At 65.0% G+C, this 26,076-nt stretch carries 30 protein-coding genes; 18 read left to right on the forward strand and 12 right to left on the reverse strand.

The window, feature by feature from the left end; translation table 11 throughout:
• Positions 1-78 precede the first annotated feature (78 nt).
• Positions 79-1,644, reverse strand: coding sequence for a tlde1 domain-containing protein (locus tag EH240_RS29150; RefSeq protein ID WP_125005064.1), 1,566 nt, complete (start codon positions 1,642-1,644; stop codon positions 79-81).
• Positions 1,645-2,328: 684 nt separating this feature from the next.
• The gene (locus EH240_RS29155) at positions 2,329-2,808 is read right to left on the reverse strand and encodes a DUF2231 domain-containing protein (RefSeq protein WP_167484207.1); all 480 of its coding nucleotides are present in this window, start codon (positions 2,806-2,808) and stop codon (positions 2,329-2,331) included.
• 264 nt (positions 2,809-3,072) lie between these two features.
• On the opposite strand from EH240_RS29155, the gene EH240_RS29160 reads away from it, so the two are divergent.
• Positions 3,073-3,885, forward strand: a complete 813-nt coding sequence (locus EH240_RS29160; protein ID WP_125005066.1) for a class I SAM-dependent methyltransferase — start codon at positions 3,073-3,075, stop codon at positions 3,883-3,885.
• On the opposite strand, the gene EH240_RS29165 is transcribed toward EH240_RS29160, so the two are convergent.
• The 4 genes from EH240_RS29165 to EH240_RS29180 all read right to left on the reverse strand — a co-directional run bounded on the left by EH240_RS29165 (position 3,882) and on the right by EH240_RS29180 (position 8,967).
• Positions 3,882-5,144, reverse strand: coding sequence for an NAD(P)/FAD-dependent oxidoreductase (locus EH240_RS29165; protein WP_125005068.1), 1,263 nt, complete (start codon positions 5,142-5,144; stop codon positions 3,882-3,884). The two genes, EH240_RS29160 and EH240_RS29165, sit on opposite strands and share 4 nt — an antisense overlap.
• On the reverse strand, positions 5,141-5,863 hold the full coding sequence (locus tag EH240_RS29170) for a methyltransferase domain-containing protein (protein WP_125005070.1): 723 nt from the start codon (positions 5,861-5,863) through the stop codon (positions 5,141-5,143). The genes EH240_RS29165 and EH240_RS29170 overlap by 4 nt, the downstream gene beginning before the upstream one ends.
• Positions 5,860-6,927, reverse strand: coding sequence for a type III polyketide synthase (locus tag EH240_RS29175; RefSeq protein WP_125005072.1), 1,068 nt, complete (start codon positions 6,925-6,927; stop codon positions 5,860-5,862). The genes EH240_RS29170 and EH240_RS29175 overlap by 4 nt, the downstream gene beginning before the upstream one ends.
• Before the next feature lie 144 nt (positions 6,928-7,071).
• On the reverse strand, positions 7,072-8,967 hold the full coding sequence (locus EH240_RS29180) for a multicopper oxidase domain-containing protein (protein WP_125005074.1): 1,896 nt from the start codon (positions 8,965-8,967) through the stop codon (positions 7,072-7,074).
• 198 nt (positions 8,968-9,165) lie between these two features.
• Between EH240_RS29180 and EH240_RS29185 the strand changes: the two genes are divergently transcribed.
• From EH240_RS29185 to EH240_RS29200, 4 genes are all read left to right on the forward strand, one after another.
• Positions 9,166-10,683 carry a multicopper oxidase family protein gene (locus EH240_RS29185; RefSeq protein ID WP_125005076.1) on the forward strand — a complete coding sequence of 506 codons (1,518 nt, stop codon included), beginning with the start codon at positions 9,166-9,168 and terminating at the stop codon, positions 10,681-10,683.
• 12 nt (positions 10,684-10,695) lie between these two features.
• On the forward strand, positions 10,696-11,094 hold the full coding sequence (gene cueR / locus EH240_RS29190; RefSeq protein WP_125005078.1) for a Cu(I)-responsive transcriptional regulator: 399 nt from the start codon (positions 10,696-10,698) through the stop codon (positions 11,092-11,094).
• On the forward strand, positions 11,091-11,636 hold the full coding sequence (locus tag EH240_RS29195) for a cytochrome c (RefSeq protein ID WP_245436469.1): 546 nt from the start codon (positions 11,091-11,093) through the stop codon (positions 11,634-11,636). Before cueR ends, EH240_RS29195 begins: the two co-directional genes overlap by 4 nt.
• A 111-nt stretch (positions 11,637-11,747) precedes the next feature.
• Positions 11,748-12,170 carry a hypothetical protein gene (locus EH240_RS29200; RefSeq protein WP_125005080.1) on the forward strand — a complete coding sequence of 141 codons (423 nt, stop codon included), beginning with the start codon at positions 11,748-11,750 and terminating at the stop codon, positions 12,168-12,170.
• Positions 12,171-12,327: 157 nt separating this feature from the next.
• Here the strand turns inward: EH240_RS29200 and EH240_RS29205 are convergent, their stop codons facing one another.
• Positions 12,328-12,810 (reverse strand): DUF2127 domain-containing protein, encoded by a 483-nt coding sequence (locus EH240_RS29205; protein WP_125005082.1) that lies wholly within the window; start codon positions 12,808-12,810, stop codon positions 12,328-12,330.
• Between the two features lie 38 nt (positions 12,811-12,848).
• Between EH240_RS29205 and EH240_RS29210 the strand changes: the two genes are divergently transcribed.
• From EH240_RS29210 to EH240_RS29235, 7 genes are all read left to right on the forward strand, one after another.
• Positions 12,849-13,391 (forward strand): phosphatase PAP2 family protein, encoded by a 543-nt coding sequence (locus tag EH240_RS29210; protein WP_125005084.1) that lies wholly within the window; start codon positions 12,849-12,851, stop codon positions 13,389-13,391.
• Between the two features lie 145 nt (positions 13,392-13,536).
• On the forward strand, positions 13,537-13,731 hold the full coding sequence (locus EH240_RS29215; RefSeq protein WP_245436471.1) for a hypothetical protein: 195 nt from the start codon (positions 13,537-13,539) through the stop codon (positions 13,729-13,731).
• A 104-nt stretch (positions 13,732-13,835) separates the two neighbouring features.
• Positions 13,836-13,982, forward strand: coding sequence for a hypothetical protein (locus tag EH240_RS38215; RefSeq protein ID WP_167484208.1), 147 nt, complete (start codon positions 13,836-13,838; stop codon positions 13,980-13,982).
• Between the two features lie 105 nt (positions 13,983-14,087).
• On the forward strand, positions 14,088-14,639 hold the full coding sequence (locus EH240_RS29220) for a dihydrofolate reductase family protein (protein WP_125005086.1): 552 nt from the start codon (positions 14,088-14,090) through the stop codon (positions 14,637-14,639).
• A gap of 269 nt (positions 14,640-14,908) precedes the next feature.
• Positions 14,909-15,175, forward strand: coding sequence for a hypothetical protein (locus EH240_RS29225; RefSeq protein WP_125005088.1), 267 nt, complete (start codon positions 14,909-14,911; stop codon positions 15,173-15,175).
• A gap of 21 nt (positions 15,176-15,196) precedes the next feature.
• Positions 15,197-15,415, forward strand: a complete 219-nt coding sequence (locus EH240_RS29230) for a hypothetical protein (protein WP_125005090.1) — start codon at positions 15,197-15,199, stop codon at positions 15,413-15,415.
• Between the two features lie 93 nt (positions 15,416-15,508).
• Positions 15,509-16,213, forward strand: coding sequence for an SOS response-associated peptidase (locus EH240_RS29235; RefSeq protein WP_125005092.1), 705 nt, complete (start codon positions 15,509-15,511; stop codon positions 16,211-16,213).
• A gap of 11 nt (positions 16,214-16,224) precedes the next feature.
• Here the strand turns inward: EH240_RS29235 and EH240_RS29240 are convergent, their stop codons facing one another.
• Positions 16,225-16,485, reverse strand: a complete 261-nt coding sequence (locus EH240_RS29240) for a hypothetical protein (RefSeq protein WP_125005094.1) — start codon at positions 16,483-16,485, stop codon at positions 16,225-16,227.
• 3 nt (positions 16,486-16,488) lie between these two features.
• Entirely contained in the window at positions 16,489-16,845 is a 357-nt protein-coding gene (locus EH240_RS29245; protein WP_125005096.1) for a hypothetical protein, read from the reverse strand.
• Positions 16,846-16,886: 41 nt separating this feature from the next.
• Here EH240_RS29245 and EH240_RS29250 point away from each other — a divergent pair, with 41 nt between their 5' ends.
• Positions 16,887-17,060, forward strand: coding sequence for a hypothetical protein (locus EH240_RS29250; RefSeq protein WP_125005098.1), 174 nt, complete (start codon positions 16,887-16,889; stop codon positions 17,058-17,060).
• A gap of 236 nt (positions 17,061-17,296) precedes the next feature.
• Here the strand turns inward: EH240_RS29250 and EH240_RS29260 are convergent, their stop codons facing one another.
• Both EH240_RS29260 and EH240_RS29265 read right to left on the reverse strand, forming a co-directional pair.
• Positions 17,297-18,229 carry a dimethylarginine dimethylaminohydrolase family protein gene (locus EH240_RS29260; RefSeq protein ID WP_125005100.1) on the reverse strand — a complete coding sequence of 311 codons (933 nt, stop codon included), beginning with the start codon at positions 18,227-18,229 and terminating at the stop codon, positions 17,297-17,299.
• Positions 18,230-18,277: 48 nt separating this feature from the next.
• The gene (locus tag EH240_RS29265; protein ID WP_167484209.1) at positions 18,278-19,864 is read right to left on the reverse strand and encodes an amidohydrolase; all 1,587 of its coding nucleotides are present in this window, start codon (positions 19,862-19,864) and stop codon (positions 18,278-18,280) included.
• A gap of 83 nt (positions 19,865-19,947) precedes the next feature.
• Between EH240_RS29265 and EH240_RS29270 the strand changes: the two genes are divergently transcribed.
• The 5 genes from EH240_RS29270 (at position 19,948) to EH240_RS29290 (ending at position 25,127) form a co-directional block, all read left to right on the forward strand.
• The gene (locus EH240_RS29270; RefSeq protein ID WP_125005104.1) at positions 19,948-20,844 is read left to right on the forward strand and encodes a LysR substrate-binding domain-containing protein; all 897 of its coding nucleotides are present in this window, start codon (positions 19,948-19,950) and stop codon (positions 20,842-20,844) included.
• Positions 20,845-21,173: 329 nt separating this feature from the next.
• Positions 21,174-22,268, forward strand: coding sequence for an ABC transporter ATP-binding protein (locus EH240_RS29275; protein WP_125005107.1), 1,095 nt, complete (start codon positions 21,174-21,176; stop codon positions 22,266-22,268).
• A gap of 81 nt (positions 22,269-22,349) precedes the next feature.
• A complete protein-coding gene (locus EH240_RS29280; protein ID WP_125005167.1) occupies positions 22,350-23,462 on the forward strand; it encodes an ABC transporter substrate-binding protein in 1,113 nt (370 codons plus the stop codon).
• Positions 23,463-23,482: 20 nt separating this feature from the next.
• Positions 23,483-24,316, forward strand: a complete 834-nt coding sequence (locus EH240_RS29285) for an ABC transporter permease (protein WP_125005109.1) — start codon at positions 23,483-23,485, stop codon at positions 24,314-24,316.
• Between the two features lie 4 nt (positions 24,317-24,320).
• Positions 24,321-25,127, forward strand: coding sequence for an ABC transporter permease (locus EH240_RS29290; protein ID WP_125005111.1), 807 nt, complete (start codon positions 24,321-24,323; stop codon positions 25,125-25,127).
• A 329-nt stretch (positions 25,128-25,456) separates the two neighbouring features.
• Here the strand turns inward: EH240_RS29290 and EH240_RS29295 are convergent, their stop codons facing one another.
• The gene (locus tag EH240_RS29295) at positions 25,457-25,996 is read right to left on the reverse strand and encodes a cytochrome b (protein ID WP_125005113.1); all 540 of its coding nucleotides are present in this window, start codon (positions 25,994-25,996) and stop codon (positions 25,457-25,459) included.
• Positions 25,997-26,076 lie beyond the last annotated feature (80 nt).

A 26,076-nucleotide genomic window follows, 5' to 3' on the forward strand; every position in this document is an offset into this window, starting at 1 on the left:
GAGCTTCGCTCCTGCTTCGCCCTAGAATGACGAGGTTGGGGAGGCTTCAGCCAATCCCAAACGTCGTGAAATCCTGGATCAACCCTGGCGCCCTTCCTGGGCGACCTGGGTGGGCGACCTGGTCAGGCGCGGCACCACGACGAGGCGCTTGATCTTGCCTTTCTTGTAGGCGGCAAGGAAGCGGTGATAATCCTTGAAGACGAGGCAGCCGTTGGATTCGGCGCGGCCGCCGCGCAGCATGTAGGTGTGGGCGAGCAGGCCATCCCGGCCATATTTGTTCTTGCCGCTGGCCGGCGTCAGCCGGATCGCCTCGACGCCGTGGAAGCGCGATTCACGCATCGACAGATTGTAGGTGTCGGGCGGCGTCGGGCCGACATTCTTGCGGTTGACGAAGCGCGGCTGGTCGACCATCGAGCCGAACCCGGAATGGGCCTCAAGCCGCGAGCCGTCGGGCATGTAAACGATCTTGGCCGAGATGTCATAGACGGCGACGCCATTGCCCGTCGAAGGCCGGTTGAACAGGTTCCCAAAGGCATTGCTGAGGCCGCCGCGCTCGGGCGTGTCCGGCTTGGCATAGGCGAGCATCTCGGAGGATTGCGCCTTGCCGCGCTTGGTCGGCCCTGCATTGACTGGCTTCGAGCCCTGCACGCCCGGAAGCGCCTGGTCGGCGTTCCTCAGCGAGCGCTGCGTCTGCGGGCCTTCCGCGGTGTCGGCAACGGGCGGCTGCGGCCTGGCCGCCTCCGATTTGGCAGCCTCCGATTTGGCACCTTGGGGCCTTGCCGATTGGGCCGCTTGCGGCTTGGCAGGCTCTGGCTTCCTCGCGGCATTCTGTTCGGGCGCCTCGGTCGCGCGCTCAAGCGTGGTGCGCGGCCTCAGGCCCGGAACGGCAATGCTGTCGGGCAAATCGTCCTGCGGCGGCAGCGAGGCGACCTGCACCTCGCCCTGGTTCCCGGCGGTTTGAGCCGAGGCTTCAGCATCGTCCGAGGCGCCGGCCGTCGTATCGGGCGCGTCGCTGTTGGCAAGCGCGACCGCGGTCGGCACGTCGACCGTCTCGTCGGGCATGACATTTGCCAGCGCCAGCGCCAGTTCGGACGCACGCTGGACGTCGACCTGACTTGGGCCGAAGCGCGCCTCGACCGGGCCGCTCTCTGCCGCGACGGTCGGGGCCGTGTCGGTCTGGGCTGGGCCGGTCTGGGCCGCGCCGAAGCGGTTCGCCGCCGGCAGGCTCGCAAGCAGGAAAGGCGCGCTCTCGGCACGTCGGAAGGCATCGGCAAGTTTCTGCGGCGAAAGCCCGGCGCGCTTGATGACGCTGTCGAACCGGTCGGCGACGTCCGCAGCCGAGGCCACCACGACCCTTTCATGCGATACGCTGTCGGGAGCCGCCGGCTTCAGCCGCGCGGCCTTGCCGTCATGCACGAAGCCATCACGCGCTAAGCTGGCGGCGAGACTGAGGCAGCCGGCATCGCAGCCGTGGGTGAGCGAGCCTGTCTTGTAGGCGCCGGCCGCGGCAACGCGCGGCGCCCAGGCATTGGCAAGCTTGCCGTGCTGGTCGGCGAGCGCGATGCTGCGCGGCGCAAGCAGGCTCTGCGGCAATCCGTTGGAAGCGGCGGTGAGCGAGGTGCTCACCGAGTGAAGGCCAGCCATGGTCGCCACCGACCATAAGGCAAGCGCGGCGCCGACAGCCGGCACCACAACCCAACGATGACCACCAGATTTCTTCGAAGTCAAACCCCTCTCAGGAGTGTCACCCCGGTTCTTCAAACGCAAAAACGCCATACGACCACTCTCAATCGGCATGCCGGTTTGCGGACCTGGCACCCGTCACGATCACAGTTCGCCTGGTGCCCCCTGCACCTTCACGCGTCTGTTGCCGATTGATTCAAAGGATGGACAAAGATGGTTAACCAATCCCTCCACCAGCCGCCAATCCGGCGACGGTCCATACGAAAAAGAGCCCTCCATGGTCTGCGCCACGGTAAAAATGCTCGCCTTCGCCCGCTTTTGCTGCCCGTTTTTGCCGGCCGAGTCAAGCAAAGGCGAAGGTTCTACCCCTTTCGGGCGATCGCCAGCTAAGGACGGATTGAGGTTAAAAAACGGCGGGAAGGGGCTGCGGCGCGAGGCGCGACATCGCTGCTGGATGGAAACGCGGGGCGAACTCCGGCGGCAAGAAGGAAGGTCTCGGCACCGGCCGAAAATCAATGGCAGAGCCGTGAAGCCAAGTTCGTCGTCCGAGCTGCACTCCGCCCTGGCCTGTTCAGCCTTTGAATTGCTTACCCGCTCTAAATATTTGTTTTTATATGCAATTGCCGGGGCGGAAAGCCGCTGTGTTCAGCCTGTTTCGTCCGTTCCGTCGGCGACCCCCACATGATGCCGATAGACCATTCCCCAACCCTTCCAGCCGGTGAACAGAAGGATGAGAACAACGATCAGCGACAGGACGAGGCCAACGGGCATCACCGCCGCCTCACCTTGGGCATAGCGCGTGTACCAGTTGTAAAGCTCGATCAGGACGACGATCACGTTGCCGCCGGCGTGGAGCCATACGTCGCGAAGATTGCGGATTTGAGCATCGCCCAAAATATCGGTCAGGCCGGCAAGAGCGGCAAGCGCGGCCATGATCAGACCGGCCCCCAGCAGCCAGAGCGAAGCGGTGACCCAGCCCGGATTGCCGGTCCGCCAGAAGATGAGGTCGCAAACGAAGGTCGCGACAAAGAAGGCGATCGGGAACGGTATTAGCATCGCATGGACGGGATGGCCGGCAATGCTTGCCGTGCTGTGCGGATTGTGGGGAATCGTCTGCTGGGCCATGGTAATGCCTCCCGCAAGCGTGGCGAGCGCCGCCTTCAGACCACATCGGAACTCATCACGGGCTTGGCGGCAAAAAGCCGGACATGTACCGAACTCCGGTTGCCCGGGAATGTTCCATAACACGGCGTTTGGTGCGCGGACTCGTTAACGCGCAGCAGCGACGACATAGCCGCATATGCTGGTGGCCGCCTCGGTCGAAAACGAGCCAAATCAAACAATTACGTGCTAGTCTCGCGCCTCATCGAGCAGACGGCGGGGATTGCAATGTTGGAAACGGACAAGGTGTTCGCCGGCTCTGTCCCGGAAAACTACGACCGCTATATGGTGCCGTTGATTTTCGAACCGTATGCCGCCGATCTTGCACGACGAGCAGCGTCCTTTTCGCCAGGCGCCGTTTTGGAAACCGCGGCGGGCACCGGGGTTGTCACCCGCGCATTGGCGCCAAGGCTGTCCCCCGGCGCAAGCTACGTCGTGACCGACCTCAATCAGCCGATGCTCGACCACGCCGCTTCGCGACAACGGCCCGACAGCCGCATCACATGGCGCCAGGCGGATGCCCTGGCGCTGCCGTTCGAGGATGCGGCCTTCGATCTCGTCTGCTGTCAGTTCGGCGCGATGTTCTTTCCCGACCGCTCGGCTGCCTATCGTGAGGCAAAACGCGTGCTCAAGCCCGGGGGACGGTTCCTGTTCAGCGTCTGGGATCGCATCGAGGAGAACATATTCGCCGATGACGTGACCAATGCCCTCGCGGAGATTTTTCCCAACGATCCGCCGCGCTTCCTCGCGCGCACGCCGCACGGCTACCACGATAAGGACGTCATCCGCAGCGATCTGGTGGCCGCGGGTTTCTCCGATGTGGCGATCGAGACGCGAGCCGAGCAAAGTCGTGCCTCCTCAGCGCGCATTCCTGCCGTTGCCTATTGCCAGGGAACTCTGCTGCGCAACGAAATCGAGGCCAGAGATGCGGGAAAACTGGAAGCCGCGACCGACTACGCCACTTCGGTGATCGCAGCCAGACACGGCAGCGGCGAGGTCGCCGCCAAAATCCAGGCGCACGTGATCGTGGCTTTGGCCTAGAGTTCAGCGCCCGGCAGGCGTGCATCGGCCAAACGGGGGACGGGTTTCGTCTTGCCGCTGAGCCGCGCGCCCAAGGTGAGCGCCCGCGGAAAATTGCGAACGACCGCCTCCATCAAGGCGGCGCCGCCGGGGCCAAGGGCCAGCCGGGCGATGGCCTCGGCAGCATGAACCCGCGTCGAGAACAATCTCCGCCAGGCCGCTTCGTAGCGTCTGCCGGCCGCCTCGCGTCCCGCCTGCCCGCTTGCCGCCTCGCCGAGTTCATGCGCCAGAAGCCAGCCGGACTGAAGCGCCATCGATATGCCCTCGGCGATGATCGGATGCGACTCGCCAGCGGCATTGCCGACGCGGAAGATGTCCGCTTCGTAGCCGGTGCGGATGCCGGGCCGGATCGGCCCGGCCGCAAGCCACGGACCGTGGAGGCGGGCTTCCGCCAGAGCGTCGCGCGCGCCCCGGCATGTCGCCATGATATGATGTTCGACGGCTTCGGCCGCCGGGACATGGCGGGCGCGCTCGCGGGCAAGGCTGCCGCGCAGCCGGGCGAGCACATCGCGCCTTATGCAGCAGGAGATCGACATGCGGCCATGGTCGGCGAGCACCATGCCGCCATAGCCGCCGGGAAAGGTCAGCAGCGGCATCAGGTCGGGCGGCAGCCACGATCCGGTGTAATGCGCCTTGAAGCCGAGCAGGTCCGAGGGGCGGCTTTTCTTCTCGAGCTGGCTTGGCAGCGGCCCCGGCTCCCACGAACCGTGCGCGGCGACGATCGCCGGCGCCCGCAGGACCGTCGCCTCGTCGCTCGAACTGCCGCCTTTGGCCTGGATCCGCACCGCCTGGCAATCGCCGTCGCGCTCGACGGCGACGGCGCGGCAGGGCTGGAAGACTTCAGCGCCGGCCGAGCGGGCCGCGTCGAGCAGAAGCGTGTCCAGTATGTCGCGGCCGAGCGCCCGGCCGAAGCCGTCTCCTGCCGCGGATCCGGATCGTGCGCCAGGCATCGGCGCCTCGATGCTGGAGTCACCGGAAAACAGGCCGACCCGGCGGATTTCGGGACCGGCCTCGGCCCGCCAGGCATCGCCGATCCCGAGCCGGTCGAGGAGCGCGAGGTTACTTGCGGAGATGTATTCGCCGCAGACTTTTCTGCGCGGAAACGCGCTCTTCTCCACGATCGCGACGGCCCATCCGCGCCGGGCAAGCGCCAGCGCCGCCGACGCACCCGCCGGGCCGGCGCCGATGACGATCGCGTCGTGGGTGGATGGCCGCCTCATGGCGCGTCCTCCGCCGGCATCCGTGCCGCGCCAACGAAGACATGGGAGAAAGGACCGGCGCGCCGCTCCTCAAGCGGCCTGCCGCCGGCGGCGCTCCAGAGGTCGGAAAGCTCGCTGCCGCGGAAGCCGGCGCGCACGCTTTCCACCGCGTCATGCCGGGTGACGTCGTTGACGCCGATTGCCGGCAGAAACCGGGCGGCGGCGAGCGCGAAGCCCGTCCTCAGCGGTTCAGTCGCCACGAGCAACGGGGCCTTGCGCCGCAAAAGCGAAAACAGGCGCAGCAACCCGGCGTCGTCGAAATGATGCAGGAACAGGTTGACCGTGATCGCGTCGAAGGGCCTGCCATCCGCCCTCTCCGCCCAGTCGAATACGTCGGCGGTGACGGTTTCGACCGCCCATCCCAGCGCGGCGAAATCCGCCGTGAGCTTTGGCGTGACGAGATCGACGCGATCGAGCATCGTCAGTTCCACCTCGCGCCAGTCTCTTGCCATGCGCCGCGCCACCTTCAGCATGAAGGTGCCGTCGCCGGCGCCGATCTCCAGGATGCGACCGGGCGGCCTCGGCAAAAACCTCCGCAACAGCGAGGCCATGATCGGCGCCTGGAACATCAGCGCGTTGATGCGGGCGAGATCGCGGCGCGAGCGCAGCGCCCGCGGATCGTCGGCGGCCAGCCCATCCAGGATTTCCGGAACGAGGCTGCGGCGGGCGAGCGCGGTCATGAGACGGTCCTGAACAGCATGGTCTCGGCCGTCAGCCCGGGTCCGAACGACATGCCGCAGCCAAGCTGTCCGTCCGGCGCCTTCAGCATCTTCTCCAGCACGAACATGACGGTCGGCGACGACATGTTGCCGTATCGGCGCAGCACCTCGCGCGACGGCTCGAGCGCAGCGGGCGCGAGGTTCAGCGCCCTCTCGACGGCGTCGAGAATGGTGCGTCCGCCGGGATGCACGGCCCAGAGGTCGATCGCCTCCGGCGACCGGCCGCCCAGGATGTCGTCCCGGTGGCTCCGCAACGCCTGCTGGACCGCGGCCGGCACCTGGCCGGAAAGGACCATTTCGAAGCCATGGTCGTGGATATCCCAGGTCATCAGCTCCCGCTGCTCATCCGCGACGGTGCAGCGGAAGCTATCGAGCTCGATGCCGGGCGGCTCGGCGGTGACGAGCGTCGCCGCGCAGCCATCGCCCCAAAGGCAGAAGGACAAAAGCTTCTCGAGCTCGGTGGTTTCCCTCAGATGCAGGGTGCATATCTCGATGTTGACCAGCAGAACCCTGGCCTGCGGGTCGGAGCGGACGATGTGGCGGGCAAGCTTGAGGGCGTTGACCGCCGCGTAGCAGCCCATGAACCCGATCATCGTGCGCTCGATACCGTCAGGCAGACCGCAGCGCCGAACCAGGTCGAGGTCGATGCCCGGCGCGGAAAAGCCGGTGCAGGAGGTGACGACGAGATGGGTGACCCGCGACGCATCGTCGCCAAGGTGCAGTCCGTCAACGGCCTTCTGAGCCAGGACGGGCGCGGCTTCGCTGAACATCGCCATTCTCGCGGCCGTTCCCGGGAACGCGCCGCGCCTGAAGGTTCCGGCCAGGTCGGCCGACGGCCCTTCGGGGTCGAGAGCGGGCGCAAAGCAGGAGAAGCGGTGCTCGATGCCGGCGAGGCCGGCCATGCGCTCGAACAGCCGGCGGCGATCGTCGGCGAGCATCGAGGCTGCGTAGCGCAGGTAGAACTGATGGACTTCGTGCTCCGGAACCGCTGTCGCGATCCGGTTGATATAGGCTTTGGCGGTCATGTTCTGTCTCCTGGGCGTCGGGCACGGTGCAACCGTGGCGCTGCTGTCGGAGGGGTTTGCTTATCGGCGACGGGTGCCTGGCTTTGAGCGTTGCCTATTCGATAAACGTTTCGGAAAACTGGTTTCGTCCCGAGACATGGCCAGTCAGCCGACATCAATGACCACCATCAGCCCGCCGCCGCCCTTCTCCTCGACATTGTTGTTCGTGGTGTGATGCGGGATGTGGCAGTGGATCAGCCACTTGCCGGGGCGCTGCGCCTTCCAGACGACGTCATAGCGCTGACCCGGCCCGACGTTGATCGTATCGGCAAGAAAGCGGGCAGCGGCCGGAATCGCCTCGCCGTCACGGGCGACGACCTCGAACGGCCCACCATGGATGTGCATCGGATGGATGAAGCCGTTGTTGGTGCCGATGAACCGCACCTTCAGGGTCTCGCCGACCTTCATGCGGATCGTCTCCGTCGAGGGATAGGCCTTGCCGTTGATGGTGAAGAAGTTCGGCATGCCGCCGTCCATCGGCATCGAAGGATAGGTCAGGCCCTCGCGCACCAGCCATTCCTGCAGCTCGATGACAGAGTCATGGTCGGCGGCGACCTCGTCGGCCGAATTGGCGGGGTCGATGATCAGCGCGCCGTAGAGGCCGAGCGCCTGGGTGCGGTCCGGTTTGGCGTGCGGATGGTAGAAATAGGTGCCGTGCTGAGTGGCGGTGAACTCGTAGGAATAGGTCTGCCCGGGCTCGATCGGGGCCTGGGTGATCTCGGCCGGCCCGTCCATCTGATTGGGCAGGATCAGGCCGTGCCAGTGCACGGTGGTTTCTTCGGGCAGCGCGTTGGTGACATTGATGCGCACCCGGTCGCCTTGGCGGATATGGATGCGCGGCCCCGGTATCTGGCCGTTATAGGCATAGCCGTCAACCGTCACGTCCGGCAGGATCTGCCAGCGGACCGCCGACGGCCTCAGCTCGAACACCTTGACCCCGTTCTCCATGCGGAACGGCAAATCCCGGCCGCCTTTGGCGGCGAGGTCGTATGAGGCGGTCACCAGGCGCGGATCTGCCGCCGCCATGTCGCGCATGGTGTCGGCCGGCGTGTCGCGGTCCATGATCATGCCTTGCGGCATGATCACCCCGCCGACGTCGCGGGCCGAAAGTCTCAGGTTCAGCCAGTTCGCCGGAGCCGCCATGCCAATGCCGAGCGCAATCAGCGACACCACGCCGAGCGCCGCGATCTGCGGCGTTGTCGCGTCCGACCGCATCTGGTGGCCGCCACTGCCTTTGCGGGAGGCCATATCGTGGCCGTGCTCGCGATGGCCATGACCACTGGCGTCGGCCTGCTGCATTTGCATCTGCGCGTGCTGCCTCTTGGCCCCCGGCAACGCCCGCTCCGTCATCAGGCCATGCTTCAGGCCACGCGCGACCAGCCAGACATTGGCGGGATAGGCAAGCGCGAAGCCGGCGATGACGCCGAGCGACATCACGCCCCAGAACAGCAGCTCGGTCGGCTCCATGGCGCGCATGTCGCGGCCCATCATCAGGAAGCTCATGACCGGAGCCATGCTTGCCATCATGAAGTTCATGGAGATGAATTCGGGCAGGAAGCTCCTGCGCACATTTTCCCCATAGCTGCCGCCCATCATCGATTTCATGAACATCGACTGGAAGATGAACAGGCCGAAGGCGAAGCCGGCCAGATATTCGACGATCAGATCGAGCCACATCGGCAGGCCGAGCGTGGCGGTGACGACGGCCGCAAGGATGATGCCGGTGGCATCGCCGGCGACGCAGTGGATGGTAGAGCCGACGCCCTGCTTCCAGAGCGGACTGGTGAAGGCCTCGTGCTCGCCGGGGCGCGGCTCCTTGTCGGCGAGCACATAAAGCAGCAGGCCGAGCGGGCCCATATAGAGCGTCACCAGGATGAAGCCCCATTTCATCACTACCGGCTCGGGATTGTTGCGGTACTGGTCGAAGCCGACATAGAGGGTCGAGGCCGCGGCCAGCGCGAACCAGGCAACAAGGAAATAGTCGATCGGTTGGATGAGCATGATCCCTGCTTCTCGGGCTGGTCGATGAAACGGCTGGTTGTACCTGCGGATGAACGCAGCCGAGGCCATTACGATCCACCCGCCGGAATTTCCGGCACCAGCAACTCGACCGCCTTGACCTTCCAGCAACTGGAACCCTTAGCGTCGGTGGCGAGGTCTTTCGGCGGGACCTTCCAAATAGAGATCGAGGAGCGAAAAATGCATCGACGTGGCTTTCTGGCGGCAGGCTTGGCAACGGTTCTGGCAGGCCCGCGGGCGCTGGCGCAGATGAAGATGGACGACATGTCGAACATGGACTCCATGCCCGGCATGGGCGGCCACGCCGGCCACGACATGAGCGCCATGCAACAAGTCGCCGTCGCGCTGCCCGAGGGCGAGGCGCTGCGCGAATTGCCGCTGCTTGCCAACGAAGCGGGCGCGCCCGGCCTGTTCAAGGCGAGGCTGACTGCGGAACCCGCCGTCGCGCGCTTCGCCGAGGGTAAGGACACGCCGATCCTCGCCTATAACGGCACGAGTCCCGGGCCGCTGATCGGGGCCTATGAAGGCGACCGCGTCGAGATCACCTTCGCCAACCGGATCGGCGAGGCGAGCACCATCCACTGGCACGGCATGCCGGTGCCGGCCGACCAGGACGGCAACCCGATGGACCCGGTGGCGGTGGGCGCGGACCGCGTCTACGCCTTCGATCTGCCGGAAGGCAGCGCCGGCTCCTACTGGTATCATCCGCATCCGCATGGCAGGACGGCCGAGCAGGTCTATCGCGGCCTGGCCGGTGCCTTTGTGGTCAAGTCCAAGGCTGATCCCGTTCCCGCCGCCTATGGCGACACGGTGCTGGTGTTCACCGACCTTCGGCTTGCCGGCGACGGCTCGATGCCCGACAACACGATGACCGACCTGATGAACGGCCGCGTCGGCGACCATGTGCTGGTCAACGGCCAGAAGAACCCGAGGCTGGTCGTGGGTATAGGCGCCAAGCGGCGCCTGCGACTCTACAACGCCACCAATGCACGCTTCCTGAGGCTCGCCTTCCACGGCGCGGCGGCGACGATCATCGGGACCGACGGCGGCCTGCTGGAGGCGCCGGTGGCGGCCGACGAGATCCTGCTCAGCCCGGCCGAGCGCGTCGAGCTGGTCATTTCGTTCGACAAACCCGGCTCCGCAACCCTGACCACTCTTGCCTACGATCGCGGCTGGATGGGCGCCGGCCGTCCGGCCGATGCCGGGCTGACGCTGCTGACGGTCGATGTTTCGAAAAATCCCGCCGAGCCTGTGCCTCCGCTCCCCGAGCGGTTGCGGCCGATCGCGCCGCTGTCGGTCCCCGCCGTCGGCCGGCGCCTCGTGTTCACCGAAACGATGACCATGACCGCAACCGACATGCAGATGGGATTCCTGATCAACGGCAAGGCCTTCGACATGGCGCGTGTCGACATCGTCGCCAAGGCCGGCCAGACCGAACTCTGGGAGATCGTCAACCAGGCCGACATGGACCACCCCTTCCATGTCCACGGCACGCAGTTCCAGGTGATCGAGCACGAGCGCGGCGGCAAGGTCGCAAAACCGCCCTATCTCGCCTGGAAGGACACCGTCAATGTGGCGCGTGGCGAGACGGTGCGGCTGCTCTTGCGCCAGGAGCGGCCCGGCCAGCGCATGTATCACTGCCACATCCTCGAGCATGAGCAGCTCGGCATGATGGGCATCCTCGACGTCAAGGCATAGGAGTTCAACTCAATGAACATCGGCATCGCATCGGAACGGGCGGGCCTGCCGCCGAAGACGATCCGCTACTACGAGGATATCGGCCTGCTGCGCCCGGCCCGCACCGACAACGGCTATCGCGACTATTCGGCGGCCGACATTCATCGGCTGCGTTTCCTGCAGCGCGCGCGCAGCCTGGGCTTCTCGGTAGACGAGTGCCGGCAGCTTTTGTCGCTCTATCGCGACCGCAATCGCGAAAGCGCGGACGTCAAGGCGATCGCCGAGGCGAAGCTGGCGGAGATCGACCGCAAGATCGCCGAGCTCGCCAGCCTGCGCCATGCGCTGCGCCACCTGGTCGAGCACTGCAGCGGCGACGAGAGGCCGGACTGTCCGATCATCGACGAGCTCGCCGGAGAGGGCATGGTGCAGTGAGGCGGACCGTTTCCGCCGCCATCCTTTTGCTGGCCTCCTCGCTTGCCGCCGCCGCCGGCACCGACGCGCTCGTCAAAGCCCGCCAAGCCTCGATGAAGGAGATGGCGGCGGCGGCCAAGACGATCGCCGAGATGTTCGACGGCAAGCGCGCCTATGACGCGGACGGCTTCAAGGCGGCGGCCGAAACGCTCAAGGCTCGCACCGGCCCTGCCTTGATCGCCGAATTTCCAGAGGGCACGCTCGGCGCGCCGTCGGCTGCCAGAATGGAGATCGGCCAGGCGCGGCCGGAATTCGAGGCGCTCGCCCGCCATATCGGCCGGCTCGCCGACGCGCTGGCGGTCAAGGCCGGCCAGGCGCCGGCCGCGATCACCGGCGACATGCGCATGGGCGCCATGCTGCCGATGGACGGCGGCAGCCTGCTCGGCAAGCGGCCGGGCGCTGTGGAAGCCGATCCGGCCAAGCTGCCGGCGGAACACCTCCTGCATCTCGTCCTGCAGGACTGCTCGAGCTGCCATTCGAAGTTCCGGCGGAAGCAGCAGTAAGGCGCACGAGCAGCTCGCCCATTGGTCGCGCCGGTCTGCACAATTAAATCAGAACGTGCTAATATTACGCGGTCATGCTCATCCGTGCATGACAGGTCTAGGGAGGATGCGATGAAAACGATAAATCGCAGGTCTGCAATTGCTCTCGGCGCAACGGCCGCGGCCGTTGCGCCCCTGTTCGCAACGGCGACATTTGCGAAAACCAAGAAATACGGTCCGAAGGAAGGCAAGGAGATCGCGCCCGGCGTCAGATTGGTGGAGGTCGGCACCGGCAATTCCGACATTCCCGCCTATAAGAGCATTGCGCTCGTCGACGCGGTCTTTCAGCCCGGAGCCTCGGCTCCCGCGATGGTGATGGACAACGACATGGTGTGCACGATCACCGCGGGCGCATTCACCATCAAGAAGGCGGACAAGGAGTTCAAGCTCAAGGTCGGGGACGTGTACACCTGCGCCAAAGGCAAGACCGACGAGGCGACGAATACGAGCAAGGAAGTCGGCGTGCACCGGATCGCCATCCTGGTCCATGCCTGATTGAGAAAGGAATGGCCGGTCGATCGCTCGGCGCGACTCCGGCCGTTTGCGATATTTTCGTAGCGATCCTTCGCGCCCCCTCTGCTCTGCTGGGAGGGGGCGGTGTTCCGCCAGCGTCGGAAGGTTCCTCACTGTCGCAGCAAACGCACCATGCCGGTCAGGCGGGCTTGTGCTCTCGAACGATGCGCCACTCCTGCCAGATCAGCCACATGATAATCGCATCGAAGACTGTCAGCACGAGCAGGCCCGGCGAGTGCGTGTAGGAATAGCGATAGACCTGGTAGGCCATGAAGGCGCCGAGCGCCGCGAGCGAGGCCGGGTAGGACCACAGCTTGCCGCGCAACAGGCCGATGACCAAAAGCAGCTTAATCAGGCCGTGGCTGAGCAGGTAGAAGGCATAGAACTGCTTGCTCGCGACGGAGAACTGGCCGGCCATCTGCGACAGATAGCCAGCTATGAAATCGTTCGGGTCTTCGATCAACTCCTCCTGGGTGAGGGCATTGACCCACGAGGCGATGGTGTCGGTGGTGACGACATATAGCAGGATCCCGCCGATGCACTCGATCAGCGCATGCGCACCTTTCAGCCATACGCCGATCTCGAAGAGCTGATGGATGCGATGCTCGCTGGTCGGCTTCACGTAAAGACCTCGCGATAAATAAGGAAAATCAGCCTCATATGGACGCAGCTCTTACTCACTGGATCAATTCCGCGGCCGGCATCAGCACGCTCCTTGATAGGACAATGATCGCCATCTCACAAATCGGCGTGCCGCTCATGGTCCTGGTGGTCGCCCTGCAATGGTGGGCCAGGACGGACCGCTACCATGTGCGCCATGCCTGCCTCTCGGCCGGGCTATCCTTCCTGCTCGGGCTCGCGATCAATCAGGCCATCCTGCTCTTCGTCCACCGGATCAGGCCCTACGACGCAGGCGTCACGCATCTATTGATTGCGCCCAGCGGCGACTGGTCGTTCCCGTCCGACCATGCGACGGCGGGCATAGCCATCGTGGCGGCCTTTGCGATGCAGGCGCTGCCGCATCGCACGCTGGTCCTGCTTGTCATGGCATTGCTGATCTGCTGGTCGAGGCTCCACATCGGCATCCACTATGCAAGCGACGTCGTCGGCGGCGCCGTCACCGGGCTGGTCGCCGCTCTGGCGGTGCGGGTTGGCTATCGCGAGAATTCGCGGCTGGATGCTTTCGCCACGAAGATTCTGTAGAGAGACCTGCTCCGTGCCCGAATCACTGCATTGGCCTGCGCATCACAAAAGTGACGTTCTGGCCACGTTATATGCCGGGTTCATGCAGCCAATACAGGTTCCAGTCATGGATACCAGCGAACTGTAAGCCATAGGCGACACGCTGATGCGCCTAGTCACCCCCGACATGACACCGAAGGAACTGGTCAAGGCGGTGCGCAAAGTGCATCCCGAGACCAAGAAGAAGGATATCGCCCGCGCCGCGTTCCACGCAATCATCGCCAATGCCGACCAGGATCTCGGCAAATCGAGAAACCTGCAAGCCTTCGCGCTCGCAGAGCGCACGCAGCAGGCGGAATAGCGACTACCGACGATAGCTGCAAATTGCACAGATCGAATTGTGAGAAAATTAATCAGCAATTTCTAATATTACGGGTCAACCGGCAATGAACGGCGACGGACCCCATGACCAAGAACCTCGGTAACGCCAAGCCCAACGCTCCGGTGCGGGAGATAAAACCCTCGCCATTCAGCAGGATGGCGCCGGCGCTGTTCCCGCTGGTGGTCGTGGCGGTCGGCTACATTGTCGGCAAGCAGTTCCTCGGCTTCTGATCCCGAGGGCTCGCCTCCTTCCTCCGTTCTCACGACAAACCGATTGCAAAATGCAACCGGGTTGTGCATCCTTGGCGCCCTCGCCGGTCAGACAAGGAGGCGCCGATGGCCAGGATCGTCTATTCCATGCTGATGTCGCTGGACGGCTATATTGCCGGGCCGGACGGGAACATCGGCCTGCCGGTGCCCGAAGAAGAACTACACCGGCATTTCAACGAGGATATGCGGCTGACGGCGATCGCGCTCTGCGGGCGGCGCATGTACGAGACGATGCGTTTCTGGGACAGTCCGGAGCGGGACACCGCCGCCGAGGTCGAGCGGGACTTTGCCCGCGCCTGGCGCGAGACGCCGAAGATCGTGTTTTCGACGACGCTCCGCGCGGTCGGCGCCAATGCCCGCCTGGCGGATGACGACGCCGTCGCGATGGCCGGATCGCTGAAGGCGCAGACGGACGGCCAGATCAGTGTCGGCGGCGCCGGATTGGCCGCGCATCTGGCCCGCGCCGGCCTGATCGACGAGTACCGGCTCTACATTCATCCGGTCGTGCTGGGCGGCGGCAAGCCGTATTTCCAGCATGGACTGTCGCTCGCGCTGACGCCGCTTGGCACTGAGCGCCTTTGCCAGGGCGTGACGCTGCTGCGCTACGCGCCTGCCTGAGTGCCGCAAGTTCAATACGAGAAGCGGGAAAGGGCCGCCGTCTCGGCCGTTTGCGCCGCTCCCACTGCTTTGGTCCTAGGGCCTAGGTCGTTCTTGCCCTTGCATGAGCACAAGCGCATGTTCGAGGGAGCCGGCAGGCTCGCAAACTCCGGTCAGGCCCGGCCGCCGAACCCAATACACCCCCCCAGGCTGCCGGGCCGCCGGCGCGCACGCCGCTCAAGCGAGCCTGCGGCCATCCGTTCCGAACCAATTCCATCGGCGTGCCGGACATGTCCGGCTTCCGCTTGGATGCGTTCGCCGGCGTATCGTTCCGCGCACCGAGCGGCTATCGAAGTCGAATTCCGCCGAGAAAGCCCGAGCCAAGTTTCGAAACCTGGTTTTTTTCACAGCGACTGGCGGTTTCTCGATTTTTTTATTTACAACGTCAAATCGTCTGGCGTCAGGCGACTGTTCTCCTACTAAAGGACAATGCGCCGATGCTTGCGGCAACCCTTCGCAAGTTAAATCGTAATGCTGTTCCAGGATGCAATTCTTGAGGCAACGCGCTGGAGCTGCACATGGTGGCAGGCGAACCAGACAGTGTCCGCGTAAAGGGCATCAACGGCCAATGGCTGGTTCGCGTCGTCGAAGGCGGCAGACTGACGCATCTGGTGTTCGATATCCACGCGGAAGCCGAAGCCTTCGCCGAGGAGGAGCGCCATCGGCTGGGGCTGCCGGGCGAGCCGCCGACCGAGGAGCCGGTCGAGGTAAAGCGGCGCGGCGGGCGCGGGCGCTAGCGACCTCCTGTCCTTGTGGCTTGCCGTGCAGGCGACAAGGTTTGCGCTTCTGCGGAAAATGCGGGATCAATCGGCGGACCGGGAACGCTGCCGATGTGCAATCTTTACAACATCACCACCAGCCAGGAGGCGATCCGCCAGTGGACGCGCACGCTGCGTGACCTGATCGGCAACCTCGAGCCGTCGGTCGACATCTATCCCAACCAGCCGGCGCCGGTTGTGCGCAACGCCGCCGACGGCAGCCGCGAGGTGGCCACTCTGCGTTGGGGCATGCCGACGCCGCCCGAACGGATGCGCGGCAACGCCGATTCCGGCACGACCAACATCCGCAACCCGCAATATGCCCACTGGCTGCCTTATCTCGGCGTCGACAACCGCTGCGTGGTGCCGGTGACAAGCTTCGCCGAGCCCTCGCCGACGCCGGGGGACAAGGATCCGGAGACCGGCGTGCAGAAGAACTTCTGGTTCGCGCTGAGCGAAGCGCGGCCGCTGTTCTTCTTCGCCGGCCTGTGGACACCATGGCACGGCGTGCGCAAGGTGAAGGAAGGCCCCGGCGACCACGAGCTCTATGGCTTCCTGACCACCAGGCCCAACGCACTGATCGCGCCGATCCACGAGAAGGCGATGCCGGTGATCCTGACCACGACCGAGGAAACCGAGGTATGGCTGACGGCGCCATGGTCGGAAGCGAGGAAGCTGCAACGGCCGGCGCCGGACGACGCGCTGGTGATCGTGGAGAAGCCGGCGACGCAGATCAAGTTTCCGGCCGAGCCGCCGGCGCAAGGGTCGTTGTTTTAGAGAAACGGTACCTACCCCCTCGCCTTCTGCAGCACCCAGATATAGCCCTTGGGCGGGTGGTCCTGGTCGATGAACTGGGTTTTCACCACCGTGTCCTTGCGGTCGCATTGCTTGCAGCGGAAGCGGATGGCTTCGAGGGGCTTATTCCAGCCCACCACCTTGGCCACGTCGTTCGCCTTGAAACGGCCGACATGGTAGCAGTGGCGGCATTCGACGATGAGCAGCATGTTGGCCTTGGCCGCCCGGCCGACACTGTCCATGGGTCCGGCCATTCCTCATGTCCGGTCTGAGTAATCCTCCGGCAGCGGCAGCAGGCCGAGCCAGGCGGCGCGGAAATCGGGCTCCCTGCCCGTCACCGCGCCCATCACTTCATGCAGCCTCTCCACCAAGCCATTGAGCCGCCAGTACATTTCCCCATTGGCCCTGAGGTTTAGCTGCGCCGCCAGCACTGTCTGACGCAGTTGGAGCGCGTCGCGAATGATTGCCTCCGCGTCCGACTGGAACAATCTGTCATAGCGGCTCTTCCGTTTGCCCAACGCGGCTCTTCCTGATTTCGAGCAACCGCCCCACCTCCTGACAAAATAGGAACTCATTCCTGCGGAAGTCAATTCGCCCTTGACATTTTTGTTCACTTTTTGTTCGCATGATAATGGAAGCCACAGGAGCAACCGCCATGGTTCAAATCGTCAGGCTCGACAGCCGCCAGGAAGCGTCGCTTCAGGCGATCGCGGAGCGCTTCATTGCCGAGCATAAGGGCGACGCGGTGAAGGCGCTGAAGGAGATGATCGTGCTCAATGGTCATCTGCAGGAAAGGCTCGATGCGCAGCGCAAGGCCGCGCGCCGATAAGGCAGGGTGGTCAGCGCTCCGTCGCGCCCCCTCTGGCCTGCCGGCCATCTCCCCCACCGGGGGGGAGATTGGCAGCTTCGGCACCCAGCTCATTCCTGCAACGTTGGAGGATTGGCGAAAGCCGGCGCGACATCCGATCTCCCCCCAAGTGGGGGAGATGGCCGGCAGGCCAGAGTCAGGCCAGAGGGGGGCGCGAAGGATCGCGGCGTCAGCGATTGGCGGGTCCGAAAATCCCCCTACGCCGTCACCCGCTTCAGCGCCTGCGCCATGCAGTGGATGCCGCCGCCGGTCTTGGAGATCTCGCTCATGTCTATCGCCGCGACCTCGAAGCCGCGCGCCTTCAACTGGCCGATCAGGCTCTTGCTGGAGGTCGGCGCGATCACCCTGTCCTTGCCGAGCGACATGAAGTTGCAGCCGAGCGCCATCGTGTCCTGGAAGGGCACGTCGATGATCTCGTGGCCCATGCCCTTCAGCCAGTCGACGATGCCGGGCTCGGTGCAGGCGAGGCAGACGGCGGTGAGCTTTTCGGCGATCGGCACCACCATCAGGTCGATATGGACATAGTATTCGTCGATGAAGGCGATGCGCGTCTCCCAGCCTTCCTTGTCGAACCAGGCCTGCACTTGGCGCGCGCCTTCCTCCTGCGTGCGGGCGCCGCCGCAGCCGATCAGCACCACGCCTTCCTCGATGACGTTGAAGTCGCCGCCCTCGAAGGTGCCGGCGGTGACCATGTCGTAGATCGGGATGCCGAGCTTTTCATAGGTGCGGATGGCGGCATAGTTCTCGCCGCGCCGCCACCAGTTGGCCATAGCGGTGATGAAGGCGCCGTAAGGCGTCATGACGCTGGAGTCGCGCGAATAGACCTGCATCGGCAGCTCCGGCGTCGGCTCATGCCAGTGGATGTTGATGCCGAAATGCTCGTAGGCGGCGACCAGATCCTTGTGCTGCGCCTGCGCGATCTGGATGTTGCAGGGCGCCTCGCGCAGATGCTTCCTGGACAGCGAGCTGGTCGACAGATGGCGCAGGAAATTGGGCGAGCCAAGCAGGACGTCGGTCAGGACGTCGGTCTCGTTAGCGAAGCCCCAGGCGGTCAGCGGCTTGGTGCCGCCGGCGGGGTTGCGGCGCTGCAGCGAGAACGGCTCGGCGACGATGCGGTCATGGACGGTCATGGGGTTCTCCTCGTGGTCAGTCTGCTTAAGATCATTGGCTGCTTGAGATCATTGGCCGCTTGGTATCCACCAGTCGCGCCCCCGCAGCGTGGTGACGTATTCGGGCCAGCGGAAGTTTATCGGCGGCTCGTAATCGCAGAGCGGCGCGATCCAGCTCGAGCCGCCGATGCCGCCGCCGGTGCGGGCGACGAACTCGTCCATCGCGGCATCGCGCGCGGCCTTGTCCTCCAGCAGGCGCAAGGCGGTGAGCGCGACCGTCTTCGAGGCGCAAGTCACCATCGGGTCTATGGTGGCCGGAATGCCGCCCAGCGCATTCATAGCCCAAGAAGGATAGGCGTGGCCCTTCGCCGAGCGCAGCGCCGGACGGGCGATGTAGAAGCGTGCCGTCGGCGCATGCCAGCTCATGTCGGTGTAGTCGTCCGAGGTCGAGTTCACCTGCGAGGGCGGCAGGTCACGGCGCAGGATCGCCTCCGCCTCCTGCGGCGCAATCAGCCCCTCCAGCTCGTCGATGAAAGGGTTCTCGGTCGCCTCGCCTCCGGCATTGACCTGGACCTCGCGGGCGATCGCCCTCGCCGCGTCGTCCCAATGCGGCGCCCCTACGGTGGACAGTGCCTGATAGGTGATGTCGGCCATGGCGTGGTTGGCGAGGCCCGGGCGCGACTTCGACACCCAGTGGCGCTCGTAGCGGCAGCCGCTCATCCCGGCGGCTGCTTCCGCATTGCGGTCGAGCATGGCGGTCACCTGCTCGGCCATGGCAATTGTCGGCACGCGGATCATGTACTGGATCTCTGCAAGACCGGCCGGCAGGTTGTCGGCCGTCGCCTGCCCCGCCGTCAGGATCGCCTCGCTGATCGACCAGCCGCCCTGGTGCGGCAGCATGGAATCGCGCAGCGCCTTGGAGGCCATATACATCGTCATCAGCGCGTCGTTGGCGCCGGGCGCCCGCACCGCCGAATGCGCCTGCGGGATCGGCGCGCCGTCGCTTGCGCGAACCCAGTTTTCCGGTTCGTCGCAGATGAAGCGGTAGATCATCGCATAGGCGGCGCCGCAATGCGTGTCCCAGCGCGCCGTGTTGCAGAGCGGCAGCATGTAGAAGGGGTGGAAGGAGATCATGCCGGCAAGGCCGTCATAATAGCCCTTGGCCGCATGGATCGGCTTCGAGCCCCTCACCTTCTCGGCCGGCTCGCCGGTGAAGCGCAGCGTGCCTTGAATGCCGTGCTGCTGCATGGCCGCCTTGGCGGCGAGCAGCCCGCCGAGGCTGCCGATGCCCAAACCGGAATGCGGATCGGTGTGGCCGCCGGCCTCGACGCTGAGCCCGGCACGCGGCTGCTTCGCCGTCACGGCGTCCTGGCAGTTGCCGGGCACGGCATCGTATTCGGCATACATGCCGACGGTAGGCCCGTCGCCATTTGTCCAGTGGGCGCAGAAGGCGGTCGGCATGCCGCCCGAGCCTTCCTCGACCGAAAAGCCCTCGCGCTTCAGCCGGTCGACATACCAGGCGGCCGACTGGTACTCGCGCCAGGCGGTCTCACCGAAATCGAAAATGGTGCGCGTCCAGGCCGACAGCAGCGGTTGGATGCCGTCGATGCAGGCAAGCGCGGTTTCCTGCGCGGATGTCGTCACCGGTTTCTCCATGGGTCCAAGAAAAGCAGTGAAGCGGCTCATCAAAAAGTGATATGTTTTCCCGGCTCGTGCAAATTCGGTTCACCTGAGGCCTCTTGCGAATACCTTCCACGCAGGCGCTGCGCGCCCTTGACAGCTTCGCCCGTCACGGCAGCGTCTGGCGCGCCGCCGACGAGCTCCACCTCACCCGCAGCGCCGTCTCGCATCAGCTCAGGCTGCTCGAGCGCGACCTCGGCTTCGACCTGCTGCAGCGGATCGGCAAGGGGGTGGCGCTCACCCCGCGCGGCCAGCGCTATGCGGCCGATGTCAGGAAGGCGCTGACCGTGCTCGGCGATGCGGGAACGCAGAACAGCGGCGCCGGCGTCGGCGGCTCCTTCGGCATCTCCTGTCCGCCGGGTTTTGCCTCGATGTTCCTGTGCACCCATATCGGCGAATTCCAGCAGATGTATCCGGACGTGGCGCTCTCCGTGCTGACGCCCCGGCGCCTCGACGACGTCAGCAATCCGGAGGCCGACGCCTTCATCGCCTTCGGAGTCGGCAACTGGCCGAACCGGGCGGTGGAGCTGCTTTGCGAAGTCTCCTTCACGCCACTCTGCAGCCCGACGCTGCTCAACAAGGTCGGCGGCTTTTCCAAACCCGCCGACGTGCTGCGCGCCAACCTGCTCCATCTCAGCGACACCGAGGACTGGGCGCGCTGGCTGGCGCTGTCCAAGGTGGAAAATCCCGATACCGAGGGCGGCATCTTCTTTTCCGACATGAACCTCGTCTTTTCGGCGGCGATCGCCGGCCAGGGAATTGCCCTGGGCGACGAACTGACCGGCCGCCGTGCGCTGAGCGAAGGCCGGCTGGTCAAGCCGTTCGAAGCGTCGGTGCCCTCACCGCGCTCCTATTACCTGGTCTTCGAGCATGCCAAGGCCGGCCACCCGGTGCTCAATGCCTTCAGCGAGTGGCTTAGGGCGAAGCTGTCGGAGAACCGGCTGGCGAAGTACTAGGCAGGGCGACGAAACAGCTGATCTCCCCCCTTGCGGGTCCCTTGCGGGGGAGATGTCCGGCAGGACAGAGGGGGGGTGTGACGGATCGCCGGCCTCTGAACCTTACAACAGGAATTCTAGACGGAGACTGTGACAGAGCTGAGAGGCCGGCGGGACAGTACCCCCCTCTGCCCTGCCGGGCATCTCCCCCGCAAGGGGAGATTAGCAGCTTCCACGTCGGCGCTCGTCCACCAGACGTGAATCAAATTTGCCGATCAGGCGAAAACTATTCGGTTGCGGTGTGCGCGCGCCGTGCCTACGATTTCACCCGAGACCAAGGAAGAGGCAGGATGCAGCAACCCGGCCGGGCCGCAGAGATCAAGGCGAACGGGATTGGCAAGAGCTTCGGCTCGTTCCGGGCGCTGGACGATCTGACGCTCGATATCGGCCGCGGCGAGTTCCTGACGCTGCTCGGGCCTTCGGGCTCCGGCAAGACCACCTTCCTGATGATCCTGGCGGGCTTCGTGCAGCCGAGCGAGGGCCGGCTTTTCAGCGACGGCGTCGACATCACCGACCGGCCCGCCGAGCAGCGCGCCGCCGGCATGGTGTTCCAGGGCTATGCGCTGTTCCCGCATATGAGCGTCGAGCAGAACATCGCCTTCCCGCTCAAGGTGCGCAAGAAGTCCGCCACGGAGATCAAGCGCCGCGTCGGCGAGATGATCGAGCGCGTCGGCCTCAACGGCCACGAGAAGAAACTGCCGGCGCAGCTTTCCGGTGGCCAGCAGCAGCGCGTGGCGCTGGCCCGCGCGCTGGTGTTCGAGCCGGGCGTGCTCCTGCTCGACGAGCCATTCTCGGCGCTGGACAAGGGCCTGCGCGGCCAGATGCAGGCCGAGATGAAGCGGCTGCACCAGGAGACCGGCACCACCTTCGTCTTCGTCACCCACGACCAGAGCGAGGCGCTGGCGCTGTCCTCGCGCGTCGCCATCTTCAATCACGGCAAGCTGTTGCAGGTGGGCAGACCGGACGAGGTCTACGACCGGCCGGACAACCGCTTCGTCGCCGAGTTCTTGGGCGAGATCAACATGCTGCCGGTGAAGGGCGTCAAGCCCGCCGACAATGGCGCGACGGGCCTGTGCGAGGACCGCGCGATCAACATGCGCTGCAAGGCCGAAAAGGTCCGCGGCGACGCCATCTTGGCAATCCGGCCCGAGCACATGTCGATTGCGCGCGAGGCAACCGCAGGCGAAAACGGCATTGCCGCCACCGCGGTCGCCTCGACCTATCTCGGTGCGGCGACCAAGCTCGACCTCACCACGCGCCAGGGCGCTAAGGTCACCGTCTCGGTGCCGAACGAAGTGGCGGCAGCGGCTTTGAGAAAAGGCAATTCCGTCTGGCTGACCTGGCCGGCGGAAAAAGGCTTCCTCCTTCCGGACGGAGGACAATGAGCGCCGGCGCGGCCTGAAATCGCCGCACCGGCTTCCGGATCAGATCAATCAAAAACAAGGGGAACTGACATGAACGACGATATGAACAACACTCGGAAACAGGCGATCGAGTCTCTTTCCGAGAGAACCAAGCGCGGCGAGATCTCGCGCCGCCAGTTCGCGCAGCTTGCGGGCCTCGTGCTTGCCGGCACGCCGATGCTTTTACGCTCGACGCAGTCTTTCGCCGAGACGAAAGGGCTGGTGCTGGTCAACTGGGGCGGCGACGCCATCACGGCTTACGACGCCGCCTACGGCCAGGCCTTCACCAAGGACACCGGCATCCCGGTCAAGATGGACGGCTCGGGCCCGACGGAGGGCGCGATCGCCGCGCAGTTCAAGAGCGGCGCGCCGACCTGGGACCTGGTCGACGTCGACCCGTTCTCGGCCATCACGCTGGGCGGCCAGGGCATGCTAGAGCCGATCGACTACAAGATCGTCGACAAGAGCAAGATGCGGCCGGGCTTCGGCTGGGAATATGCCGCCTCGACCTACTTCTTCTCCTATGTGATCGCCTATGACTCGCAGAAATTCGGCAGCAACGCGCCGACCGGCATGGCCGACTTCTTCGACGTGAAGAAATTCCCCGGCAAGCGCTCGCTCTACAAATGGGGCGTGTCGAGCTGGGAAGCCGCACTGCTTGCCGACGGCGTCGCACCCGCCTCGCTCTACCCGCTCGACCTCAAGCGCGCGCATGACAAGATCGCCGCCTTCAAGGAAAACGTCGTCTCCTATTGGGGCGGCGGCGCCGAAAGCCAGAGCGTGCTGCTCAACGGCGAGGCCTCGATGGCGATCGTCTGGTCGACGCGCGCCTCGCTGATCGAGCAGGACTCGGGCGGCCAGATCAAGTTCATCTGGGACCAGGGCCTGATTTCGCCCGGCGCGCTCGCCGTGCTGAAGAACAATCCAGGCGGCAAGGAAGCGGCGATGAAGTTCATCGCCAGCACGCAGGACCCGCAGAAGGAACTGGTGATGTTCGACAAGCTCGGCCAGGGTCCGGCGAACCCGGCCACCGATGCGCTGATCCCGGCCGACAAGAGGCGCATCAACCCGGTCGATCCGGAGAACATGAAGAAGCAGATCCCGCTCGACATGGACTGGTACGCCAAGAACTACGGCAAGGCGCTGGACGAATACACCAAGATCATCTCCGCCTGAGAGCGGGATGCTGAGCTGACATGAGAGGCACCCTCTCCGACAGGACAGGCGCGGCGCTTTTGATGGCGCCGCTGCTCCTGTTCCTTGTCCTTGCCTATGCCTGGCCCTTCCTCGGCGTGGTGAAATGGAGCTTCACCCTGCCGACGCCGGGGCTTGGCCAGTACCACGCCTTGCTCACCGACGACCTGGTACAATCGGTGTTCATCCGCACGCTGCGCATCGCGGCGATCGTCACGGTCGTCTCGGTCACTGCTGCTTACGCCATAACGGTGGTGTGGGTGCGCGGCAGCCCGTTGCAGCGCGTGCTTGCCGAATTCTGCATCCTGGTGCCGTTCTGGATCTCGGTGCTGACGCGCGCCTTCGGCTGGGTGGCGCTGCTCTCCAATCGCGGTCTCATCAACACGTGGCTGCAATCGATCGGCTTCATCTCCGAGCCGCTGACGCTGGTGCGCAACGAGTTTGGCGTCATCGTCGGCATGTCGCATTTCCTCATCCCCTTCGCGGTGTTCCCGCTGGCGTCGGCCATGCGCAGCCTCGACGAGCGCGTGCTGCTTGCGGCGCGCGGGCTCGGCTCCAGCCGCATGCGCACCTTCTGGACGGTGTTCGTGCCGATGACACGCTCCGGCATCATCGGCTCGGCGATGATCGTCTTCGTCTTCTCGCTCGGCTTCTTCGTCACGCCGGCGATCCTCGGCGGCGGCCGCAGCGTGATGATCGCGGAGCTCATTTATCTGCGCATCTTCCAGAGTCCCGACTGGGGGCTGGGCGCGGCGATCAGCGTGGTGCTGGTGGTGTTCGTCGGCGCGCTGATGGCGCTCGTCTTCCGCTACGTCAAACCCAAGCAATTGGTGTAGCGCGATGCCGACTTATCGTCCCGGTCCCGTCTCGCTGGCGATTGCCGTCCTGGTGGCGCTGTTCCTGCTCCTGCCGCTGCTTGCCGTCATCCCGGTGTCGCTGACGCCGAGTCGCATGCTGGCGATGCCGACCGGGGAACTGTCGCTGCGCCACTACCGCTCGTTGGTCGAAGATCCGCGCTGGATCCAATCCATCCTGCTCTCGATCCGCATCGGCGTGGTCAGCAGCGTCATCTCCACCGTGCTCGCGCTCACATTCAGCCTGGGCGTGTGGATGTTCCAGCCGCGCTTCACCGCCGCCCTCGTCGGCTTCGTGCTGTTGCCGATGGTCGTGCCGCCGGTGGTCTCGGCGGTGACGCTCTATTTCCTGCTCACCTCTGTCTCCGGCATCTCGTCCTTCTTCGGCTACGACACCTGGCTGGGCGTGGCCATGGCGCATTCGGTGATGACCGTGCCTTTCGCCACGGTGCTGATCCTCGTCTCGCTCAGCCAGCTCGACCGCCGCATCGACCTTGCCGCACGCGGCCTCGGCGCCAGCGTGTGGGAGCGCGCGACGCGCATCATCATGCCCAACATCAAGTTCGGCATCGTCACCGCGGCGCTGCTCTCCTTCGTGCTTTCCTGGGAAGAGATCGGCGTGACGCTGTTCATCACCTCGGTCAACGCGATCACGCTGCCGCGCCTGATGTGGATGGGCCTGCGCGACAACATCGACCCGGCGATCGCGGCGCTCTCGGTGATCCTGATCATCATCACCGTGCTGGTGCTGGCAGTGAGGAGCGTCATCACCAGGCGGCGCGCCGCGGCGTAAACCCTCAACCGAAAGAGGCCCGCCGGGAGCGACGGGCCTCTGGAGACGCCAAAGTGGAAATTTGGCACCCATGTGATCCGGGGGTGTGGATCGCCGCAAGATTAGCCCACTGGACGCCGGGCGGGCGATTTACAAATCCGTAAGCTCCGGGCCGGCGGGAGAGGGCGGCGTCGGCAAAAAAGGCCTGTTATCATGGCCTTGCGGGCATCGGCGGTCGCGCCGGCCCGACGTTCCTTCAATCAAAAGTGATGGGACGCGAGACATGGAGCGCCCAACGGCGCCGGCTCCGCCGCGCGGTCACCTACACAGGAAGGAAGCTAGCCGGCGCGCTAACGATTCCCCGGCAGCATCCTGGCCATGACCCCGTCCCGGCGAATGAAGTGATGATAGAGCGCGGCCAGGGCGTGTATGCCGGCGACGATCAATATGCCGTTCGCGCAGAGCGAATGCAGTTCGCGAATGGTCCGCGCGGTCGCTCTGTCGGGAGCAAACGGGGCCGGCACAGTGAACAGGCCGAAGAAGCTCAAGGCGTCGCCCCTGAACCAGGCCAACAGGATGCCGAGGACGGGAATGGCGATGAGCAGCGCATAGAGGATGAAGTGCCCGACCTTCGCTGCGGCCCGCTCCGGAGCAGGCATCTCCGCCGGCAGGCGCGGCGCCCCTCGCATGCCGCGCAGGACCACTCGCCAGAAGACGAACGCCGCCAGCAACAGCCCGAACGAAATATGCAGCCGCCAGATGGCATCGACCGCCGGATCCCCGCGGGGCAGCAGGTCTTCGCCATAAGTCAGGGCGTAGAGCAATATGACGAGGGCAAAGAGCGCCCAATGCAGGAACTTCTGAGCGGACGTGTAGGTGGCACTAGCCATTGCGCGGCTCCCTGGAAGCGCGTTGCGCTGAAACGGATTCAGGCGACGCGCTTTAAGTCTTTGCTTTGATGCATGTCGTT

The sequence above is a fragment of the Mesorhizobium tamadayense genome, assembly GCF_003863365.1.
GTDB classification, from domain to species: domain Bacteria; phylum Pseudomonadota; class Alphaproteobacteria; order Rhizobiales; family Rhizobiaceae; genus Mesorhizobium; species Mesorhizobium tamadayense.

What these genes read in the sequence shown, in the direction of transcription:
- EH240_RS29160 (WP_125005066.1), top strand. Translation starts at nt 3,073, where the DNA reads ATGTTGGAAACGGACAAGGTGTTCGCCGGCTCTGTCCCGGAAAACTAC.
- EH240_RS29215 (WP_245436471.1), top strand. Translation starts at nt 13,537, where the DNA reads ATGCGCCTAGTCACCCCCGACATGACACCGAAGGAACTGGTCAAGGCG.
- EH240_RS29210 (WP_125005084.1), top strand. Translation starts at nt 12,849, where the DNA reads ATGGACGCAGCTCTTACTCACTGGATCAATTCCGCGGCCGGCATCAGC.
- EH240_RS29290 (WP_125005111.1), top strand. Translation starts at nt 24,321, where the DNA reads ATGCCGACTTATCGTCCCGGTCCCGTCTCGCTGGCGATTGCCGTCCTG.
- EH240_RS29225 (WP_125005088.1), top strand. Translation starts at nt 14,909, where the DNA reads ATGTCCGGCTTCCGCTTGGATGCGTTCGCCGGCGTATCGTTCCGCGCA.
- EH240_RS29200 (WP_125005080.1), top strand. Translation starts at nt 11,748, where the DNA reads ATGAAAACGATAAATCGCAGGTCTGCAATTGCTCTCGGCGCAACGGCC.
- EH240_RS29230 (WP_125005090.1), top strand. Translation starts at nt 15,197, where the DNA reads ATGGTGGCAGGCGAACCAGACAGTGTCCGCGTAAAGGGCATCAACGGC.
- EH240_RS29280 (WP_125005167.1), top strand. Translation starts at nt 22,350, where the DNA reads ATGAACAACACTCGGAAACAGGCGATCGAGTCTCTTTCCGAGAGAACC.
- cueR (WP_125005078.1), top strand. Translation starts at nt 10,696, where the DNA reads ATGAACATCGGCATCGCATCGGAACGGGCGGGCCTGCCGCCGAAGACG.
- EH240_RS29240 (WP_125005094.1), bottom strand. Translation starts at nt 16,485, where the DNA reads ATGGCCGGACCCATGGACAGTGTCGGCCGGGCGGCCAAGGCCAACATG.
- EH240_RS29155 (WP_167484207.1), bottom strand. Translation starts at nt 2,808, where the DNA reads ATGGCCCAGCAGACGATTCCCCACAATCCGCACAGCACGGCAAGCATT.
- EH240_RS29175 (WP_125005072.1), bottom strand. Translation starts at nt 6,927, where the DNA reads ATGACCGCCAAAGCCTATATCAACCGGATCGCGACAGCGGTTCCGGAG.
- EH240_RS29235 (WP_125005092.1), top strand. Translation starts at nt 15,509, where the DNA reads ATGTGCAATCTTTACAACATCACCACCAGCCAGGAGGCGATCCGCCAG.
- EH240_RS29260 (WP_125005100.1), bottom strand. Translation starts at nt 18,229, where the DNA reads ATGACCGTCCATGACCGCATCGTCGCCGAGCCGTTCTCGCTGCAGCGC.
- EH240_RS38215 (WP_167484208.1), top strand. Translation starts at nt 13,836, where the DNA reads ATGACCAAGAACCTCGGTAACGCCAAGCCCAACGCTCCGGTGCGGGAG.
- EH240_RS29165 (WP_125005068.1), bottom strand. Translation starts at nt 5,144, where the DNA reads ATGAGGCGGCCATCCACCCACGACGCGATCGTCATCGGCGCCGGCCCG.
- EH240_RS29285 (WP_125005109.1), top strand. Translation starts at nt 23,483, where the DNA reads ATGAGAGGCACCCTCTCCGACAGGACAGGCGCGGCGCTTTTGATGGCG.
- EH240_RS29150 (WP_125005064.1), bottom strand. Translation starts at nt 1,644, where the DNA reads ATGGCTGGCCTTCACTCGGTGAGCACCTCGCTCACCGCCGCTTCCAAC.
- EH240_RS29295 (WP_125005113.1), bottom strand. Translation starts at nt 25,996, where the DNA reads ATGGCTAGTGCCACCTACACGTCCGCTCAGAAGTTCCTGCATTGGGCG.
- EH240_RS29185 (WP_125005076.1), top strand. Translation starts at nt 9,166, where the DNA reads ATGCATCGACGTGGCTTTCTGGCGGCAGGCTTGGCAACGGTTCTGGCA.
- EH240_RS29170 (WP_125005070.1), bottom strand. Translation starts at nt 5,863, where the DNA reads ATGACCGCGCTCGCCCGCCGCAGCCTCGTTCCGGAAATCCTGGATGGG.
- EH240_RS29220 (WP_125005086.1), top strand. Translation starts at nt 14,088, where the DNA reads ATGGCCAGGATCGTCTATTCCATGCTGATGTCGCTGGACGGCTATATT.
- EH240_RS29250 (WP_125005098.1), top strand. Translation starts at nt 16,887, where the DNA reads ATGGTTCAAATCGTCAGGCTCGACAGCCGCCAGGAAGCGTCGCTTCAG.
- EH240_RS29180 (WP_125005074.1), bottom strand. Translation starts at nt 8,967, where the DNA reads ATGCTCATCCAACCGATCGACTATTTCCTTGTTGCCTGGTTCGCGCTG.
- EH240_RS29275 (WP_125005107.1), top strand. Translation starts at nt 21,174, where the DNA reads ATGCAGCAACCCGGCCGGGCCGCAGAGATCAAGGCGAACGGGATTGGC.
- EH240_RS29265 (WP_167484209.1), bottom strand. Translation starts at nt 19,864, where the DNA reads ATGGAGAAACCGGTGACGACATCCGCGCAGGAAACCGCGCTTGCCTGC.